This is a genomic window from Ignavibacteriota bacterium (assembly GCA_016212665.1).
In the GTDB taxonomy this organism is placed as follows: Bacteria; Bacteroidota; Ignavibacteria; order UBA10030; family SZUA-254; genus FW602-bin19.
Window position 1 is genome coordinate 43,566 of sequence record JACREZ010000019.1, and the last position, 17,828, is coordinate 61,393.

The window sequence follows — 17,828 nt, forward strand, 5'->3', positions numbered from 1 at the left end:
TTACTATGCGTCATGAATCATGGTTTGAACGGGAAATAGCCGATTTACAAATTAATATTCCTCAAGTGAGTCAACAAGATGAACAGGAGTTGAAATCTCAAGTTTCTCAAATACCCTTAGTTAAAGTTCCAGCTGATAGTTTTAAGGGAGGATACCAACGGTTCCGTATTCGTAAAGATTTCCAGGAATCATATTACAGGGTTTATAGAACAGTGAAAGCATTGGGTGGAATACTTACTTCAAGCGGCAGTTTACGAGACCTGACAGCGACTGCTTCTCAGGGACGCAGTTCAACGAGTCTGCATTATCTCGGCAGAGCCATAGATTTATATCTCTACTCCGGAATGCAAAGCATCAACGATCCCTATGTCATTCATAATGACGGGGGTAATGACAAACATCCTCTGTGGAAAGTCTATTGTCGAAGCATGAACCCTATTCCGACAGATAATTTATATAATTCAGCGCTCATAAAAGAGATAGAACTCGAAGTTTGTCTCTGGAAAAAAGATATAGGTTATGAACGAAAAAAAGTCTATGGTCGCTTCTTCGACCTCTCCGATATTTTTCTTTCTCAAGGTTGGAAACGTATCCCAGCGCGTCAGGCATGGAAATCAAATTATGCGAGTGTTGAATGGTGGCACTTCCAGAATGAATCGTGGCTAATCGAAGACCAGACAACCTTTGGCGATGAATTAAAGAAAATCTGGAAGTTGGCAGATGTTCAAAAGAGTAGTCTTCCTTTGAATGCCATCTGGCGAAAAGGAGCGTTTAGAAAATAAAATTAAGTAGAATATTATCAGATTCAAAGGGATGGAACAATCTACGCGCGAAAACAAATTATAAACACCCAAATACCAACACACAAAAATTACGGAGAAAACCTCAATGAAAACCTTCTTTACTCTTATTACATTTATCCTTTTCTTCGGCATCCTGAATGCTCAGGTTCCGAAGAAAATTACCTATCAAGGAACGCTTGCGTATCTCAATACACAGGGCAAAATGAAGCCGGTCAAGGCGACAACTGCCACGACAAGCTATAACGTGCGGTTTAACTTCTATGATGCTTCTACTTCCGGGACATTGATGTATCAATACCCTTCTCCGAGTACAGGGAAGTCTGTAAAGACGGATAAGAACGGCTTGTACACGATAATACTTGGAGAAAACGGAACAGCGCTTGGTGATTTCGATTTGTCTCAATTTACTATTCCACTCTGGGTTCAGGTGACAATACTTTCAGGACCGGAAACAAAAATTAGTTATCCATACACCGTACCGGGTAGAGTGCAACTGACAACAGTTCCGTACGCCGCCGTAGCATCCGACCTCAGTTCCACAGCGAATGTAAGTATTACCTCTTTATATGCTACACAGGGGATAAAGGCGTCCAACGAAGATCCCAATGGTGATGGTTTGCTGGGAGAATCTCAGTCCGCTGCTGGTGTTGTAGGACATGGACTCAGCGTAAACGCGACCGGGGTGTTCGGCTATGCTGATAACGAAGGTGTCGGAGTGGTTGGATATAGTTGGGATAACATTGGGGTTAATGGTTTTAGTCATGATTCTTATGCTGGCTATTTTTTTGGAGATGTCTTCATCACCGGAACATTAAACGGGCATACCCCTCTCTTGATAGACCATCCCTTGGATCCTGCCAACCAAACACTCACACATTCATTTGTCGAAAGTTCTGAAATGATGAATGTGTACAATGGGAATGTTTTGTTAGACGCTTCCGGAAGCGCGATCGTCACGATGCCAGATTGGTTCGAGTTACTCAACACAGATTTCCGTTATCAGCTTACTTCTCTCGGCGCTCCGGGTCCGAATCTCTATATAGCAGAAGAAATTACTAAAAATACGTTTAAGATTGCAGGAGGAACTCCCGGTGGTAAAGTCTCATGGCAGGTAACCGGTGTACGAAATGACCCGTATGCCCGGGCGCATCCAGCACAGGTAGAACAGATAAAGAACGATCGTGAACGCGGGAAATATTACTCCCCGGAACTGTATAACCAACCGGAAGAAAAGAAGATTGAAGCGATCCCCCATTCAATCAAAACCATGATCGAACAAGAAGAAAGATTCCGGATATCGCAGTCGACTTACAAGCAATCAGACAAACATTAATTGAACGAGAAAGGAAAGAACGCTATGAAGTTCTATCAGATTTTTGCTTTTACGATGATAATGCTTATCAACGTTGCATTCAGTCAAGAACAACCACAATCGCTACCGGATGTTGTGTCGGAAGAAGAAGCGGAATTTTCAGAAACGGGTATGTACGATGATGAAGAGACCACGATTCCTTTCTTCACCGGAACAACAGAACCATTCGGGCGCGTGCTGATTGCCGCGACTTCCCCTACTTTGGTATCAGTTGTTGAAGATGAAGGAACAGAAGAGTCAACCGAATCGGTGAAGCCAGTTGTGTTTGCCTTGTATGAGAATTATCCCAATCCGTTCAATCCCTCAACCGTTATTCGTTATCAGTTACCTGTTACAAGTTTGGTAACACTGAAAGTGTACAACGCGCTTGGTCAAGAAGTGGTAACACTCATCGAAGAACTACAGGAGGCAGGCTTCCATTCTGTTGATTTCGATGCAACGAATCTTGGTAGTGGAATATATGTGTATCGTTTGCAAGCCGGAACGTTCGCTGACCAAAAGAAGATGATTCTGGTCAAATAGTGAAAATATGAACCATGGAGTTGTGGAGTAATTGAGCGTCATGCACCGCTTCATTACTCCAACAATCCAAAACTCCATCATTCTAATATTCCACCCCTCCATTATTCCAACGAGGTTATTCCATCTTCCACTCCGGCAATCTTCCCGGAGTGTACGGCGCACCGATTGTTTCAAGCGCTTTTTCCAGATTTGCTACATCGACCTTGATGAGTGTTTGAAGTTTCTGAAGTTCTTCGGCGAATTCATTTCCTGCAATTGTATAAGCATCTCTATGTGTCTGTGTCGGCGGGGAAGTGGACATCCGCTCATCATCAACAATGCGATTGATTCGCTCGCTGATGGATGGTGGAGAATTTTCATTTCGTGAACGAAGTGTTCCATCTCCCTGCAAGTTCCGCAGAATTGCTGTAAGTTGTGTTTCAATTGATAGCGCAGTCGGCATAAGGTTGTCTGTCGAAGCAGGAGTTTCCTGTATTGCTTTTTTGATGGAACCAAGCCGGGATTTCAATTCATTCGCAACCTGATTTGTTCCATACAATGCACGTTGTAATCGGTTCACCTTTTGTTGGAACGCAACCAATAATGTTCGGTCATCGGCTTTCATGTTCTGCTGTTCATGAACATAGACGGAAAAAGTTTGTGGCTCACCGAGTTGTGTCATTACGCCTGCAACACGTTTATACAACGTTGCAGTAAATTGCCCCGGCATCACAAGCGGACCGCCCTCCGGTTCGTCGTCGCTACCGGGTGGCGGAGGAGATGAGAGCATCGGCAAGGGATAGCGCAAATCCCATGTAACGCGATTAATGCCTTTAGAATTTGCGGCAGGTAATCTGCGTACAATGTTTCCCTCTTTATCAGTAATGACCAAAATCATTGAAGGGGCTTCTTCCGTATCTTCCGCGCGAAGTTCTTCCCACGTCGGATATTTCACCGGCTGTTTACTTTTCTCCGCTTCTTTTTCTGCTTCCTGTCTGATTTCCTTTTTCGTCTTCAACGCGTCTTTCAAAAAGTATGTGAACGTCGCACCGAACGCGGGATTCGAAGCAGTGTAATACGATTCGCCCTGCGTTGCCTTTTTCGAGCCGCCAAGCGGATAGGCGAGGATGTACATCATCGCATCTTTCACAGCGAATGTTTTTGCTTCCTGATTCAAATCTTCCGTCTTGAGTGTTCTCAACGGCGTGTAATTATCAAGCACATAAAATCCGCGCCCGAACGTTGCAAGCACCAAATCATTTTCCCGCTTCTGAATTGCGATGTCGCGCACGGCAATGGTCGGCAAACCGCTTTTCATTTGAATCCATTTCTTCCCGCCGTCAATCGTGAAGAACACACCGTACTCCGTTCCGACAAACAACAGGTTTGCGTTCACATGGTCTTCCGCAATTGCAAGCACGGGTCCGGTTGTCGGGAGATTCGCTTTGATGGATTGCCACGATTTTCCCGCATCGGTACTCTTCAAAATGTACGGAGCGAAGTCAGCATTTTTATGATTATCAAACGTAGCGTAGATTGTTTGAACATTATGCTGAGAGGTAAGAATACGCGTAACAAATGTTCTCTCCGGAACTTCAGGAAATTTTTCGTACTTCGTCCACGTTGCGCCATCGTTTTCCGTTACGTGAATTAATCCGTCATCCGTCCCGACCACTAACATTCCTTCTTTCAACGGAGACTCGGAAAGCGCGGTACAATTTCCGTACAACGATGTTGAAGCATTCTTCGCCACAGCATCAACGCCCCACACTTTTCCCATTACTTCGAGCGTGTTGCGGTCAATCTGTCGTGTCAAATCTCCGCTGACAGGTTTCCATGTGTCGCCTCTGTCATCGCTTTTGAAAAGTATGTTTGCGGCGAAATATAATCTTGTATGTTTGTGCGGGCTGATAATGAGCGGCGAATCCCAGTTCCATCGCAAGCCCGGTTCACCTTTTGCCGGTTGTGGTTGAATGCCGATTTCTTCTCCTGTGCGACGATCGTAACGGACGAGTCTGCCGTATTGACTTTCACTATAGACGATGTTCGGATCTTCCGGGTCAACACGTGATTGGAAACCATCGCCGCCGGTGGTGATGAACCAATCGGCGTTGGTAATTCCCGATGCGTTGCGCGTTCGTGATGGTCCGCCGAGTGTTGAGTTATCCTGTGTGCCTCCATAGATATAATAGAACGGTGATGAGTTATCAACGCAGACATCATAAAATTGTGTGATAGGCAGATTCGCTTTGTAGTTCCAGTTTTGCCCGCGGTCAAAACTTTCGTACAAGCCGCCGTCGCTCCCGACGATGTAGTGGTTTGTGTTCGTCGGGTTAATCCACATTGCATGATTATCCACATGCTTCGATTTTTCTCCGAGTCGTGTAAATGTTTTTCCTCCATCATCCGAAACTTGCAACAACACATCCATCGAATAGACGCGGTCAACATCTTTCGGGTCGCAGTAGATTGTTTGATAATATTGCGGACTGCCGGAAACATAGTCACTCCGTTTTTCCCAGTTGGCTCCGTGGTCGGTCGAACGGAACACGCCCCCTTTACGTTGCGCGGCTTCGATGATTGCGTAGAGAACGCGGTTATCAACCGGAGAAATCGCCAGACCGATTCTCCCCATATCAACGGAAGGCAAACCGTTTTTCAGTTTTGTCCATGTCGTTCCGCCGTCGGTGGATTTATGAATTGCAGAACCGGGTCCGCCGTTAATTAATGTCCATACATGCCGCCGCCGTTGATACGAAGAGGCATACATCACGTCGGAATTTTTCGGGTCGAACACGAGGTCGCTGACGCCTGTGTTTTCATCAACCGTAAGAATTGCTTTCCACGTTGTGCCGGCATCCGTGCTTTTATACAGACCGCGGTCGCCGCCCGGTCCCCAGAGCGGACCTTGCGCCGCCGCGAAAATGATGTTGCTGTTTCGCGGGTCAACAAGAATGCGGGCGATGTGTTCCGATTTTTTCAATCCCAGATTTTTCCAAGATTTCCCTCCGTCTTCCGAGCGATAAATTCCATCGCCCCACGAGACGCTTCGTTGACTGTTGTTCTCTCCCGTTCCGACCCAGACAACGAGCGGGTTGTTTGGGTCGAGCGTAACGCAACCGATAGAGAACGAACCTTCGCCATCGAAGATGGGAGAGAAGGTTGTGCCTGCGTTTGTGGTTTTCCATACTCCACCCGATGCAACTCCGAGATAATAGTTCGAGTAATCATTCGGGTTGACTGCGATGGAAGAAATTCTTCCCGACATAAGCGCGGGTCCAATAGAACGGAACTTCAAGCCGCCGAATGTTTCCGAAGCGAGCGGGTCTTTTGGTTTCTCTTTTTCGTCCGGCGGTGATGAGAGAGCAAAGAACGAAACGAGTGATAAGCAAATGAGAAGGAGGGAGAAGTGTTTTTTCATGACTGCAATTTCCTTGCGGATTATTATTGAGTGAGTTGAGTTAGATTCTTAGAGAAAAAGAACGGAGGGAATGTAACAATTCAAGGATTCTCCGCCAAAGGCGCCTGCCCGTCCGACAGGCGGGGATGAGCCTTCGGCTCAAAAATTAAAAATGAAAAAAGTGCATCAAACTTACTCCAATGCTCTTTTTACTCCTTGTACAATCGGGTTTTCGCTCCTGACTATTTCATCAATGCCTTTGACCTGAGTGCAGAAGTAATGACCAATTGTCCCTCCTGACTCGACTTCACCCAATATCCTTTTCCGGGTTCAAGAACTGTGCTCGAAGCGTAGCCGACGTTGTATCCGAAAAATCCTGATGAAAGAATTTCCGGAGGAATTGTTTCAAGAGAACTTGTTGTAACGGATGTTCCGATAGTTCCGATGAGATTCCATCCGGCTACAACATTAATGGTGTCGGCAGTAAGAATACTGTCGCCGAGAGAAAGTACCTGTGAACTATCGAATTTCACCCAGTAACCTTTGCCGTTTACCAGTGTGTCGTTTTGTTCGTATCCGTTATTGAAGGAGAATGCTGCAGACGTGGCAGTCGGAAAGAGGAGAGACGTTGAATAATCATTGACGAACGACGGAACGGAAATAATATTCCATTCACTGTTGACGTGAAATTGTCCGGGGAGAAGTGAATCATCTACTGCATTGATGGTGAGAGTGATGGCTCCCGTATCCCAAACAGTCGCGGCATTCACTGTAAATTGGAAATTGTCAGTACCGGAATAATTTGCCTCCGGGTGATACGTTACTGAAGGAAGTGTGCCAGTCAATGTTCCATGATTTGGAGAGTCAATGACTGCGAATGTCATCGTGAGACCGCCGCTCGCCTGCCCGGAAAGAGAAAACGAAACGGAGGCATCTTCATCCAGCATGAATGAGGAATCGTATGCCACAACTCCGCGAAACGTTTGCACCGCTTCTGAAATTGTAACATGCCCGCCGCCGGGTCCGGTATTTCCTGCAATGACAACTCCGTAGAATGAAGAACCGAGAAAGTACGGGTATTCCGTGTTTCCTGCCGAGTCGAGTGTTGCATAATACGCGTACGTTCCTTCGGGATACTCCGGCGTGACGGCAAAGCGTCCGTTGTATTCGTCTAAGTGTCCCAAGCCAGAGACGTATTCAAAATCCTCCACGTAATAACCGAGCGGATATGTCGCCGAGACATTCGGTCCCGGTTGAGATGCCGTTGAACCATCCGGCAGAGTCGTTCTCGTGGTGATGTTTCGTTTGCGGTAACTTGTTCGTACGCGGGTGATTCCGCCAGAGCCATCGGTGTTTGCAAATGCGTATGCGCCGTAAATCGGGAAGCCATCGAACGCGTAGCCGATGACAGGCGAATGTTCACTGCCCGATGCTGTGTATAAACATGGCGGGTTTTGGTGGTGATGATATTCTCCCTGCTGTTGCGGATGGCCGAGACAATTATCCATCGAAGGTCCTTCCACAACAACTGCATTCTGATGCCAGACATTTTGATTGTTGTATGACATCGCATCTTTTGGATTGAACAATGCAACGCCGTTCACCAGCACGGCAATATGTCCGAGCGGTGTTGCGGTTTTTGTTCCTGAATTGACTTGCGGTGAGCGTGCAATCTTAAACACGAAATTTTGATTAGATGCCTGATTCGGATTGCCGGGCCAAGGACCGATGGTGTACGCCGGAATTCCCGAACAGGAAACATACACATAGTCGTTGGAATATTTCACGGATTGAACATTCGCCGGCAAACTATTGTAACCGGTCGCGCCCGTTAGATTCAAATACCACGAAGTGACATCAGGCGTAATGCTTTGTGAAAAGCAGCGTGAAGAAAAAAGAAGAAGAACACAAAGAACAAATTTTTTCATAATGAAGAACAATGATTGATGATGGAAACGGATGAATATAGAAAAAAAGTTGAGAATTCCCTTTAAACATACCTTTTATTGTAATGTTACAGCGTGATGATATTAAATCTTTCGCTTTGCATCAACTCTCTCCATAAGTCGGAAATAAATATTTTTATGAATAACTAATGTTTCTCATTTTTCAAGTACAATTTGATTATTAATATTTTTATCGCTACTCTGTAAAAAAAACAATTTGCTTTGGAAACAATCTATAATCTAATTAAACTCAACAAACTGATTCGAAGCCACAGAATAAAGTTCAGTTCTGTTTTACTGGCCCACCATCTTAAGCTCCGCCATTTGTTTCTTCGTTTTGATCCGGTGATGGCATGCAACCTTCGATGCACGATGTGCTATTTTAGTAACGATGAATACCGTACGCAAATCAAAGGTGTTTTTACTGAATCTGAAATAGAACGGATTGCATCATTGTTTTTTTCTAAAACTGTTCAGCTTGTTATTGGGTGTGGCACTGAACCTACGTTATATAAACACTATCCTAACCTTGTTGCTATTGGTAGAGAGTATCACGTACCATTTATTGGCTTTACTACAAACGGTCAACTACTTAATGCTAATGCTATTGAACAATTCATCAAACATAAACTTGATGAACTTACAATTTCTATCCACGGAGTGAAGAAAGATACATACGAACAGTTTATGGTTCATTCCTCTTTCGAGACACTTCAAAATGTTCTTGCACTCATTGATGAAATTAAAAGAAAACACGATTCAATGTTACCACATCTGCGCATTAACTACACTGTCAACTCAGATAACATTTTCGAACTTTCCGATTTTTTTTCTGTTTTCGGTCAATACAATATCAAAACCCTTCAAATACGACCAATCATAGATTTTGTCGGTTTGTACCGTACTCTTTTACAACCCAAGCATATTCAGAAATACAACGCGATAATAAATAAATTAGCTGGTGAGTGTAAGCGGAAGACAATAACGTTTCTGGCAAATACTGTTGACCCAGCATACAGTAATACAAACTACTCCAGTGTAATTTTACAAGCAGTACGACGACATATTACACCGCAAATAGTCTGGCAGTCAGACTTTGATTGGAAAAATGAGACATATGAAGAATATTGCAAACGGACTCATTACAGCAAACACCTCCTGAACCTCATTTTTTCCAATATTGATGAAGTGCGTAAATACAATGCGGGCCATTGGGGAGAACATTCAGTCAAATATGATGTTATCAGATAACGTGATTTATTACTGAAAGTTTTTCTTCTACACGTCACTGCCATATGGCGTTCATAATGACACCTTGTTCTATTACAATCAAACTATGCTAACTGATGGGTGTTTCTTGCTCAAAGAGGTGTGTCTGTCTGCTTTGTATAAAATGATATAACGTAATACTAAATGCTATAGCCCCCAGTCCGTATTGTGTAACAAAATATCTGTTCAGTAAGTCAGGAAAGAGAACGAAATGAATGACGATACTTAATGCCATAATAATGGTAATATGACCGTAGATGAATATTTTACTATCGCGATTTATCAAACGAAAGAGATAACCTGTTGAGAATCCTGTCACAAGAAAAAATGAAAGTAGCGGGTTTGTTACAAACTGAATGAGCCACCTTTTGATAAGAATAACAATATAATCAAGGAAAGAGAGTGGTGATTGAAAATTTTCCGGAGTTATTATTTTATTCACTGTAATATGGTAAATGAGTGTTGACCATCCATAATTTGTTATTCCATAGTTGATAATGATGTAAGAAGTCGCACATAAAGCAATTGATACGAAATAGATTATGGTGGCTATGCGATAATCCTTAAATGAAAAAAAATGCAAGTACGTAAAGATGAGTAGGAAGAAAAGCAGATTGTCAACTCTCACCCAAATGGAGGCAACAGCTAAAACAATAACAACCCAAATATTTTTCTTTTTCAAAAGCAAGAAAATTGCAAGTAAACTGATACAGGCGGATAACGCATCCGGTGTAAACAATCTTGCAACATCAAGAAGACCGGAAATGTTAATAATCAGCACAGAAAATACATAAGGATAGATTCCTGAGGTTTCATGGAGTAAGAACAGGAGTATCATAAGCGAAGCGATGAAACTCGTTGTGACAGAAAGTATGCTCATAGCCGTTATGCTGTTGAAACCAAGTTGAGTTAGAGCATGGATGAGCCAGACATACAGCAATTTAGGTTTGTAAAATGGCAATTGTTGATAGAATGCCTCAACATCATTCAACATTGTCTGACGGTAATCTCCCTGCGTCAACTCAGTATATACATGAGATGGGACGGATTTTTTTACTTCCTCATAAACTTTATCGTGAAGTTGTTTTTTATCATGTTGCTCAAACGAATGTGCGGCGGCAATATATGGTATCATATCCCAATTGTAAAAAGGCTTATAATAGGCATAAATTGAAATGCCACATAAATAAACAAAGAATAAAATGGGCAATAGTTTTTTCATTGAAAATTCTGCATAAATCTTACTTTGCGTGTGATAAACGAATAACAAATCAAAATCAACAATCCCGCATACAGTTTTGGATATGCAAAGAAAATCAATGGCGCTTGTGCAAATTGCAATTTCTCATATTGAATCGGTACGGCAAGAAGAGCAATTGAAAGAAGAAAAGTGAACGTGAAAAAATTCAATGTTACCCTTCCCTTGTTTTCGTTCATAATCTGAGTCAGTAAACCGATTATCAATGGAAGAAAAAGTATGTAAGCATGTTCTTCTGATATTGGAGCAGTGATAACGCCTAATGCAATCACTGCCGAGTACGATAAGTAACTCTGATTCTTTCCAAAAATTGCAGTGTATGTAAACACAAGTATCATCAATAGCAGATTGACAATAAGACTCATGGCGAATACAATTGTATTTGGCAAATGTATGAGCGGGGTGGGAAGCCAATGTTCATCGAACGTAAACATGTGAAGCAGAAATCCATTTACCGTTTGATAGGCGACATGACCATCTAACGGAGTGCGCCCAAGGTTCGAGACAATTTCAGTACTGTAAGCATTCCATGTTGAGAGTGAAAAGAGGGGTAAGGAAATTATAACAAGAACGATGAGAAGAAGGATGATTGAACAGGTAATTTTCCAGTTTCGTTTGAACGCAAACCAGAGCAATGGGACAATGCCATTTCCTTTCAGCAGGAGTGTACTAACTATCGGTAGAGATGATAAAGCAACTTGCTTTTTTGTCAGCGCGTAAATACTAAGAGTAAACAGGAACAAAAGAGCGATGTAAAACTGTCCCATCACGATATTCTCATACAGTGGTCGCCAGAGCAATGCGAATGCGAAGATACCTATTCCAAGATTATCTTTTAACTGTAATTTGTTCATCTTGAGAAGTAGTGTAACAGAAAAAAGATAGAGAATGAGAGAAAGAATCGTCCATGCAATTTTTGCATTGCGCGGAGATAGCCATGCAATTGGCAACATGCCGAATGCATTCGTCGGGAGATTGTGCGGTTTTACCTTCATTTCCGGAAAACCGAGCGTACCGATGTATTGATTGAAGGTGTTGTAATCGTAATACTCCTCCAATTGTTTTCCTTCAAGCACTAAGCGAGAGTAACCATAATATGCCATAAAATCACTCGTTGGCGTTGCCCCCCATTTTATTGAATAGCCAATCACCATGATCAGGGCGATAATGCAAAATGTAAGTAGAATAAATCTGTACATTAATTGTCCTTGCTATCAAGGACGACGGTAGGTGGATTTCCTTGTAGAGTTAGCAACACCGGGCTATCAGGAGGAATCCATGTATTGAGGTCGCGCTCATTCACCACATACGTCTTGAAATCTTTGCGTAGTGAAATGTAGTTGAAAATATTTTCACCATGTCTGAAAACATTCAACCCATGCATGATAAAAACAGAATACTCGGGTTCTCGGGATTGTGGGGTAACCAAGACAAGCGTTCCGTTTTCAGGGACTTTGAAAACGAAAGGTACAACTTGTTTCAGTAAATACGTTGCTCGGTTTCCATTTTCCTTCATTAAACTTGCTTTGGTTTGAATTGCAGTAACATGGAGAACAAGGAATGTAACTCCCACTATCAACAATCCTGTTCTCAACAATCGCTTTCCATTTTGATATGATGAAGCTAAACCAGCACCGATAACACATGATAATAATGGCATGGCGCTATATACATAAAGTTCACTAACATGCGAAATCAGAATTGCAGGAAGGAGAATGGTGAAGGCAAGAATAAGCAATCCAAGATATTCTTTTTTTCTCCCACTTTTCCAGACACCATATGCAACAGTTGCAACAAGAGTTATCGAAGTAAACGATGTCAGAACGAGTACCGTTAATTCTTTATTCTGAAATGCCTGAAAAACCGAGACACTTGAAATCGCGGTCGTCGCGGCAATCATCAACATGACCGAGTTTTGAATGATATTGATGCCAAACTCGATAGAATATCGCGCAGCGGGTTCTTTTGTAATTACATAAGCACGAACAAAGAGATACACGATGGCAATAAGAGCAAATGGAAAGAATAATTTTGCTTGATGAAAGATGTGAAGCCATGATTTTTGTTCCATCGCTTTGAATATGAATAGACAACCAACCGCCACAAGAAATCCAAGGCTCGTCTCTTTCATCCAGAGTGACCAGATAAACGTTAATAAACTGAACATGTATAGAAAAATCCCTCTCGGAGATTTTCTTGTCTTATGGAATCTCCACAGAAACCAAAGAGCCAAACAGCCAAATAGTGTTCCTCCTACTTGTGAAAGTGTATCAATACTTAAAACTGCAAGTGCATTTGCTTGAGAAACAAGCATGAATACGGAAGCGATGGTAGCACTTAATGTTGAGAACCCTGAGGTTTCCATAAAAACCATTACGCATAATGCTACAACAATGTGAAAAAATAACACTATGAGATGAATGGGAATAGGATTTAACCCAAAGAGTGATTGGATTGCAGATAACACCATTGCCTCCATCGGACGATACCACGCAGCGTTACCGTTTTCATTCGTGAAATAATGAAATAATTTTGTTGACGGAGATTCGAATATAAATTTATAATCGTCAGCATAATATGGGTTCATCAAGCCGGAGGAATAAACAACAATGCCTGCAATTGCGAGAATAAGAAATTGCATCCAATGAGTTTTCAACACGTATTCATTGTTCATGCGGATTATTCAAGATATTTCCTTGTCCTGAGAAACTGATACCAGTGCATTGATGTTATTCCTTCCGTCATCGTTACAGAATTCTTGTAAATAAAAGTTATACAAATTGAATCTGTCACTTTCAATTTGTATAAGTTCCTCATCGTCTTGTTTTCTCATGATTGCTTCCAGTCTTTCTTCTCAGCGAAGTAAGAGCATTCTCTTTGTTTCCAAAAACGTTCCTGTATTCAATGAATAAAAATATACACCGCTCGGAGTTTCACGTGAATCCCATTGAACTGTGTACACGCCTGTCTCTTTTACTTCATTGACCAACGTCGCGACTTCTCTTCCGCGAACATCATACACTTTCAAACTGACATACTGTTTACCGGGGACTGAAAACTGAATCACCGTTACCGGATTAAACGGGTTGGGATAGTTCTGCTCCAAGTTGAAGGTTACTGGTTTCAGGTTTGAGGTTACAAGTGTATTGCCGTCGCCTTCAGGCGGCGGCGGAGGTAATTCATTGGTCGTGACAATCTTAATTTTCCCTAATGACGAATGACTATCTTGCCCGCCTTTGGCGGGTGAAACCAATGACGAAAGAGTTAACGTTCCCGCCTGATTCACTTTCACCCAATACGCTTTCCCCGGTTCAATGGTGTCCGATTCGCTGTACGCGCCGTTGTATCCGAAGAATTGCGTGGTGACAATTCCGGGAGGATTGGAAGTAATGTTTGCTATCGGTATAGATGAACTAATCGAACCGATAAGATTCCATCCAATTCGCACTGAGACCGATTGCGAATTCATTAATACGCCGGAAATATTTTGTACCGCGGAAGCGGGAAACTTCATCCAGTATCCACTCCCTGAATTGAGTGAAGTTTGTTGCTGGTAGCCGCTCGTTTCGAAACTGTATGCAACTCCATTCTGCGCGGTCGGGTAAGCATCAACAATGGAAACACCGGAACCGGAAACGGGAAGTGAAACCAAATTCCAGTTTGAAGAAACAGGAACATTGACGGATGAAGGATTCAGTTGCGTTAAGTCGAAACTGAGAGCAGAACGCCCGTGCGTGAATGCAACAAGTTTTCGTGTGCTGTCGTGCATAGCAAGGTCGTGGACGGAAACATCAGGGAAATCCGAACCAAGAATTTGCCAACTCGTTCCGAGATTGGTTGTGTACATGACATTCAAGTCCGTTGCAATGTAGAGCCATGACGGATATTCCGGGTCAACGACAACATCATTCACCGGTAAATCGGGGAGCGAAGTTCCGATGTCAGTCCATGTTGCGCCGTAGTCGTTTGTTCTGTACACATGTCCGCCCCAATCATATACAATAAAACCGGAGAGCGTAACATAACAAACGTTCGCAGAGTCCGGGTCAACGGTAACTCTTGTCACCCATCGGTCGGGGAGCGTTCCTCCGATTTCATTCCATGAACTTCCTCCGTCAGTAGTTACCCAAACTCTTCCATCATCTGTTCCCACATAAATCACCTGACTGTTTGTCCGGGAAACATCAATGGTCGAAATCGTTCCGACTCGTCCGCCGTTGCCATACGTCAGGTCACTGCTAATTGCAGTCCACGATTGCATGTTGTTGGTTGTTCTATACATACGATGAGTTCCTGTGTATAATGTCTTGGGATTTTGCAAGTCCATCGCAATCGGTGTTTCCCAGTTTTTTCTGTCCGAAGGTGAGATGCCTGTGGTCCCGGAGTTGAACGAACCCCCGCCATTGGTGGAATAACCCAAACCGCCGTTCTGATATTCAGCATAAACATAGTTGGAATCGGTCGGGTCAATGAGACAATAAAATCCATCGCCGCCATAAATCGTTTGCCATGTGTTGACAACACCATTTTTTGTTTGGAGTGAACCGTTATCCTGTGTGCCGCCAAGAATTCGGTTCGGATTTAGAGCGGAAACTGTTCCGGCATAAAACTGTGTGATGGGGAGATTGAGCGATTTCTTCCAAATGTTTCCGTTGTCTGTTGAAGTGAAAATTCCTCCATCGTTTCCAAGAACGATTATATTGGGGTCAGAAGGAGCGAACTGCATTGCATGATGGTCAACATGCCCGTTGTATGTAGGCGCGTAGGTAAACGAAGCTCCGGCATCAGTAGAATGATAGAGGGATGTCATACCTGTCCAGATAATACTTGGATTAACAGGGTCAACCGAGATGATGTTGTTATACCAAACTTGTCCTTCTCCGAAAGTACTTCCGTTAAATGTTTGAATCCAACTAGAACCGGTATCGATGCTGATATAGACGCCGTCCCAACCTGCGCCTGCGGCTGTAAGCGCATACAGGACCGATGGGTTAGATGGAGCCACTGCGAGCGCGATTCTCCCAAGGTTTGCATCGTTATTTGGAAAGCCATTCGTTACCGGATTCCATGAAGTCCCCGCATCTGTTGAAAGAAACAATCCCGAAGCGGTGCCGGAAATAATACTTACCTGCGGCGTGCGGTACCGTGTCCACATAGCGGCAAGAACGCGGTTTGTATCAGTCGCGTCGAGAAGGAGGTCGGTCGCGCCGGTCGTGTCATTAGAGAAGAGGATTCTGTTCCAAGAAGTTCCTGCGTTCGTTGATTTATAGACTCCGCGTTCCTGAGTTTTGCCGCGGTACATTCCCAGCGCCGCAACGTAGAGAACATTGTTGTTAAGAGGATTCACAACAATTTTTCCGATGTGCCCGGTTTGTTCCAAGCCGATGTTCGACCATGTCGTTCCTGCGTTCGTTGTTTTCCAGATTCCGTTCCCGGGATAGGTAGCAACGCCTGCGGGATTTGCCTCGCCTGTTCCGACATAAATAATGTTCGGGTCAAGCGGGTCGAACGCAAGTGCGCCGATGGAGAAATGTTCGTTGAAGATATTTTCCCAGGTCACACAAAAATCAGTCGAGCGCCAAACTCCACCCGATGCTGAACCCGCATAGACAATATTCGGGTCGGTAGGATGAATGAGAACAGCGGTAATGCGTCCGCCGATGTTCGACGGACCTTCAACTTTCCATGTACCGGAAGGATTTTTTATTCCTGCACGAAACGCACTCATTTGTAGTTTTGCTTTCGTGAGAGCGTTTCTGGGAATCTCATTCTTAGGGTAACTCCGTTGCGACATGAACCAATCGTTATCCAACCCGGCAGATTGGTGAGAGATGTGAACATCCTTCAAACGCGATAACGAATGAACACCCTCATCGTTTGTTTTGAATGAGAGAACGATAACCAGAATGATGAAAAAGGATAGTGACGCGAAAATACATTGGAGCAAACGATTCATAAGACAATCTTTAAGAGTAGAGAAAATAGTTGAACAATTGTACAAATTCATCTTCTCAAAACCAACTCTGTTCTGTTCAGAGTCATAATAATTTTGTACTTTCTCACGGTTTGAAAACTGAGAAATGACGGATGAAAAAGCAGAGTGACGTTGATGTAGTTATTATCGGGGCGGGCGCCGCCGGATTGATGTGCGCAATCGAAGCGGGAAAGCGAGGGAGAAGGGTTCTCGTTCTCGAACGGAACAAAACGATTGGGGAGAAGATTCGCATTTCGGGGGGCGGACGGTGCAACTTTACCAACATCTATGCAAGTCATGCAAATTACATTTCGGAAAATCCTCACTTTTGCAAATCTGCCTTCGCACGTTTCACTCCTGATGATTTCTTATCCTTGCTTGAGAAACACGGCGTGAGTTATCATGAGAAAAAATTGGGGCAATTGTTCTGTGATAGTTCTTCCCGGCAAATTCTTGATATGCTACAGAATGAGGTGAATGAAGCAAACGTTCAAATTATTTCAGGGTGTTCAGTCAAAACAATCACCAAAGAAGAGAAGTTTATTGTTTCAACAAATACAGGTGAGTTTACTTCTGAATCGTTGGTTGTAGCAACGGGGGGACTTTCTATCCCGAAACTGGGAGCGACAGATTTCGGCTATCAAGTTGCGAAACAATTTGGTTTGAAAGTCAACCAAACTAAACCGGGGCTTGTACCGTTAACATTCACCAAAAAAGATATTGCTTTCTTTTCTGAACTCAGCGGCGTTTCTGTTGATGCGATAGTTTCGTGCAACGGAATTTCGTTCAGAGAAAATATACTCTTCACGCATCGCGGGTTAAGCGGTCCGGCGATTCTCCAAATTTCTTCTTACCGGAATCAGGACGATATAATCTCCATCAACCTTTCTCCCGATATTGACCTTCATGAATATTTCAAAGAGCGACAACAATTAACAACAGAATTAGTAACCGTACTTGCAGAACTATTTCCAAAACGGTTTGCTCAATTATGGTGCGAACGATTTGTTCCTTCGATGCCGATGAATCGTTTCACATTGAAAAAACTTTCCGTGATTGCATCGCAACTTCATTTGTGGGAACTCAAATCGACCGGAACAGAAGGCTACGCAAAAGCAGAAGTGACCTGTGGCGGAATTGATACGAACGAACTTTCTTCAAAAACGATGGAGGCAAAGAACGTTCAGGGATTATTTTTCATCGGAGAAGTTGTGGATGTAACAGGACAATTAGGCGGATTCAATTTTCAATGGGCGTGGGCATCGGGGTTTGTTGCGGGGCAGTATGTGTAATTGGTGAACTTCC

11 protein-coding genes are annotated in these 17,828 nt (G+C 43.4%); 5 read left to right on the top strand and 6 right to left on the bottom strand.

Translation table 11 applies throughout. The features are described 5' to 3' along the window. Positions 1–5: 5 nt before the first annotated feature. The 3 genes from HY960_06495 (at position 6) to HY960_06505 (ending at position 2,697) form a co-directional block, all read left to right on the top strand. A complete protein-coding gene (locus HY960_06495; GenBank protein ID MBI5215386.1) occupies positions 6–782 on the top strand; it encodes a hypothetical protein in 777 nt (258 codons plus the stop codon). 106 nt (positions 783–888) lie between these two features. After that, positions 889–2,136, top strand: coding sequence for a hypothetical protein (locus HY960_06500; protein ID MBI5215387.1), 1,248 nt, complete (start codon positions 889–891; stop codon positions 2,134–2,136). Between the two features lie 24 nt (positions 2,137–2,160). Then, complete coding sequence (locus tag HY960_06505; protein ID MBI5215388.1) at positions 2,161–2,697, top strand: T9SS type A sorting domain-containing protein; 537 nt, start codon at positions 2,161–2,163, stop codon at positions 2,695–2,697. 115 nt (positions 2,698–2,812) lie between these two features. On the opposite strand, the gene HY960_06510 is transcribed toward HY960_06505, so the two are convergent. Together HY960_06510 and HY960_06515 are read right to left on the bottom strand one after the other, a co-directional pair. Further along, positions 2,813–6,097, bottom strand: coding sequence for a glycosyl hydrolase (locus HY960_06510; GenBank protein ID MBI5215389.1), 3,285 nt, complete (start codon positions 6,095–6,097; stop codon positions 2,813–2,815). A 221-nt stretch (positions 6,098–6,318) separates the two neighbouring features. Continuing rightward, positions 6,319–8,004 carry a YHYH protein gene (locus HY960_06515; protein MBI5215390.1) on the bottom strand — a complete coding sequence of 562 codons (1,686 nt, stop codon included), beginning with the start codon at positions 8,002–8,004 and terminating at the stop codon, positions 6,319–6,321. Positions 8,005–8,244: 240 nt separating this feature from the next. On the opposite strand from HY960_06515, the gene HY960_06520 reads away from it, so the two are divergent. After that, positions 8,245–9,273: a radical SAM protein gene (locus HY960_06520; GenBank protein ID MBI5215391.1), complete on the top strand. Its 1,029-nt coding sequence runs from the start codon at positions 8,245–8,247 to the stop codon at positions 9,271–9,273. An 88-nt stretch (positions 9,274–9,361) separates the two neighbouring features. Here the strand turns inward: HY960_06520 and HY960_06525 are convergent, their stop codons facing one another. From HY960_06525 to HY960_06540, 4 genes are all read right to left on the bottom strand, one after another. Beyond that, the gene (locus tag HY960_06525; protein MBI5215392.1) at positions 9,362–10,426 is read right to left on the bottom strand and encodes a hypothetical protein; all 1,065 of its coding nucleotides are present in this window, start codon (positions 10,424–10,426) and stop codon (positions 9,362–9,364) included. A gap of 83 nt (positions 10,427–10,509) precedes the next feature. Further along, positions 10,510–11,652 (bottom strand): DUF2029 domain-containing protein, encoded by a 1,143-nt coding sequence (locus HY960_06530; GenBank protein MBI5215393.1) that lies wholly within the window; start codon positions 11,650–11,652, stop codon positions 10,510–10,512. Positions 11,653–11,747: 95 nt separating this feature from the next. Then, the gene (locus HY960_06535; protein ID MBI5215394.1) at positions 11,748–13,223 is read right to left on the bottom strand and encodes a hypothetical protein; all 1,476 of its coding nucleotides are present in this window, start codon (positions 13,221–13,223) and stop codon (positions 11,748–11,750) included. A 180-nt stretch (positions 13,224–13,403) separates the two neighbouring features. After that, positions 13,404–16,505, bottom strand: a complete 3,102-nt coding sequence (locus HY960_06540) for a T9SS type A sorting domain-containing protein (GenBank protein MBI5215395.1) — start codon at positions 16,503–16,505, stop codon at positions 13,404–13,406. A 131-nt stretch (positions 16,506–16,636) separates the two neighbouring features. On the opposite strand from HY960_06540, the gene HY960_06545 reads away from it, so the two are divergent. Further along, complete coding sequence (locus HY960_06545; protein MBI5215396.1) at positions 16,637–17,815, top strand: NAD(P)/FAD-dependent oxidoreductase; 1,179 nt, start codon at positions 16,637–16,639, stop codon at positions 17,813–17,815. Positions 17,816–17,828 lie beyond the last annotated feature (13 nt).